Annotated in this window: 2 protein-coding genes and 1 pseudogene; all 3 read right to left on the reverse strand. The window is 58.8% G+C overall.

What is annotated here, in order from left to right; genetic code table 11:
- Window positions 1–423: pseudogene (locus tag SLS51_RS22825) on the reverse strand (type VI secretion system membrane subunit TssM); the annotation flags it as partial.
- Entirely contained in the window at window positions 420–1,847 is a 1,428-nt protein-coding gene (tssA, locus tag SLS51_RS22830) for a type VI secretion system protein TssA (RefSeq protein WP_323840781.1), read from the reverse strand. The pseudogene SLS51_RS22825 and the gene tssA, both read right to left, overlap by 4 nt.
- A gap of 5 nt (window positions 1,848–1,852) precedes the next feature.
- On the reverse strand, window positions 1,853–2,453 hold a 601-nt coding region (gene vasI / locus SLS51_RS22835), incomplete at its 5' end, for a type VI secretion system-associated protein VasI (protein WP_323840782.1).

Raw genomic sequence — 2,453 nt, forward strand, 5'->3', positions numbered from 1 at the left:
ACCCATCACCAGGTACCAGGGGCGCTGGTAGAGATAATCCCGGGTCCCCAGATGGCGTTGCAGTTGCGCTTGCCAGTGATGGAGATAACGGTCCTGACGGGTGATATCGGCGTGCACCGGATCGACGGTGTTCCGTTCCCCCTCCAGCCTGAGTTTTTCAAGCTGGCGCAGGCGGCGCCAGATTTTTATCCCGACAACGCTCAGGGCCAGCAGAAGGATAATCATCGTCGCCAGCCAGCGGGCAGACAGGGTGTCCAGCGGGTGAGTCTGTTTAAACTGCCAGCCGGGCCCCCACCACCATAGCCAGATGAGAGCCAGACAGGGCAGGAGGGCCAGTATCAGCGAGGCGGTGGCTTTCAGTGGCGGCAGACGCGGCCTCGCCGGTTTTTTGATATGTTTGAGCACTAGAGAAAGCCAGTTCATGGGTTAACGCTCCTGTTTGCGGTCGTCGCCTTGGCGGGGGCGGTCATCGGGGCTTTTTCTGCCAGGGCCGCCAGCAGGCCGGGTTCCCAGTCGGCGAGTGACAGGTGTTGTCCTGCCTGGCGCAGATGACGGTAATGTTGTTGTGCCAGCGCGCTCATGCCCGCCTGTTCCAGTAGCTGTGCTGTCAGTAACTGACCGTAGAACTGATCCCGCGGTTCGGTCAGCTGTTGCTGGTATTGCTCCGCGGCGTGGAGGGCGGCTTCCAGTCCGTGTTGCTGAAAACAGTGCCAGACAGCGTCCTGTTCCGGCGTGGTGCCGTTGTTGACGGTAGCGGTCGCCGGCGGATGCAGCCAGTTCAGGGTGGCGTCGGAGATAAACGGGCTCCTGTCGGCGAAAGACAGGTTTTGCAGGACCGGCAGACGGTCAAGAAAGGCCCGGAGTTCATCGCGGATAGCGTCAGCCACGGCGGGGTAACCCAGTTTCCCGGCGGCCTGCGCCGCGAGAGCGTGGCCGTCCAGCCAGTAAGGGGCCAGTGTTAGACTCTGTTCTATCTGTTGCAGCAGGGCGTTATCCGCCGCCGGGAGTTTCGCCAGATAATCGGCGGTGCGGTCTGCCGACGTCGGTGCCAGCGGGGTTTTACCGGTGCCATTCGCCATCGGTGCCGTGGTCAGTGCGTGCCAGATAGCATAACGACGCAGACGGTAACCGACAGGGGAATCAGGCTGGCGTTCGCACAGCAGGTCGGCCACGGTCAGGAGCGTCTGTTTCCAGGCTTTTTCACCGGCACTGTCTACGGTGACATCCGGTATGGGGGGGGATGTCAGTGCTGACGTGTTTGCCGATGGTGCTGTCGTGTCGGCCGGTTCAGTGGGCACCGGTTTGGGCTGAGGTTTACGGGCATAGCGGGGGCGTAACTGGTCGATCTCTTTAGCCAGTGCCGGTTCATCGGTATGCCAGCATTGTGCCAGATGCGCCAGTGCGCCCTGCGCCTCTTCGCGCTGAGTTTCATCCGCCTGTTCGCAGAAGCCGGGTTGCGCAGCGTCAAACCGTTTAATCACCTGTTGCGCCAGGCGGCGCTTGAGCAGCGGTTTGTGTGGCCAGGCTGCCTGCCAGTAATGCGGGATGTAATCAGCTAACAGCTCCATTGCCAGGATGAGTTCAGCGGGATGACTGCCGTGTTGCAGTGTGCGCAGTAAATGCACCATCAGTCTGAAATCTTTGCTTTTTTCGCTGAACAGTTGCAGCGCCTGACGCTGGATCGCTTCAATATTCAGGCTGGCATGGGCCAGTGATCCCAGCTTAACCATCTCCCCGTCGATATATTCCCAGGCGGGGTCGTTTTCATCCAGCGCCCGGCTGATGAGTTCATCCGATAGCGGTGTCAGCAGGAGACCCTGCCAGTCAAATTGTTTCCTGATATCCATGGGGATCACCAGCGGCAGGCGGAGCGTAAAGGTTTCACCGCCTGTTCCAGTTGAGAAATGTTGAATGTCATGCGGTTTCCGTTGCCGGTTTTGATGGTCAGGGTTTTTCCTGTCATCAGTCGTTTGAGTGCTTCAATGCCCGGCAGTCCACGGCTGGATTCCAGCAGGTAGCCGTTTTCACGCAAGAACCAGTCAGCACTGAATTGGGTGATTTCCGTCGACATCATCACCGTGCCGCTATCTTGTGGTTTCGCCAGGGCAATTTGTATGCGGGTAATGTTATCGATACAACTCAGCATCAGGACCGGCCGCGGGGGTGGAACACCGATTGCGGGGGCGGTCAGTATGACGCGAGTCGGTATGGTTTCAGATTGGGTGGTGATAAAACCGGTTGAATGGTCAGGGCGTTTCATCTCCTGTGCCATTGCCTGTCTCCAGACCGGGCCGGTTTTTTCTAACGGGATAACGGCAATATTATCGACTTTGTCCAACAGACGGTCGTAGCAATCGACTCTGACCAACGGTGACGGTTCTGCCCGGCATTGTAGCAAAGCGGGTAGTGAAGGCGCTGTTGGGGTTTCCTGAGCGGGCTGAGTATCAGGGGTG

This window comes from Photorhabdus africana (assembly GCF_035181445.1).
In the GTDB taxonomy this organism is placed as follows: Bacteria; Pseudomonadota; Gammaproteobacteria; order Enterobacterales; family Enterobacteriaceae; genus Photorhabdus; species Photorhabdus laumondii.

Excerpts from the sequence above, each read along its gene's own strand:
- tssA (WP_323840781.1), bottom strand. The coding sequence starts at position 1,847 with ATGGATATCAGGAAACAATTTGACTGGCAGGGTCTCCTGCTGACACCG.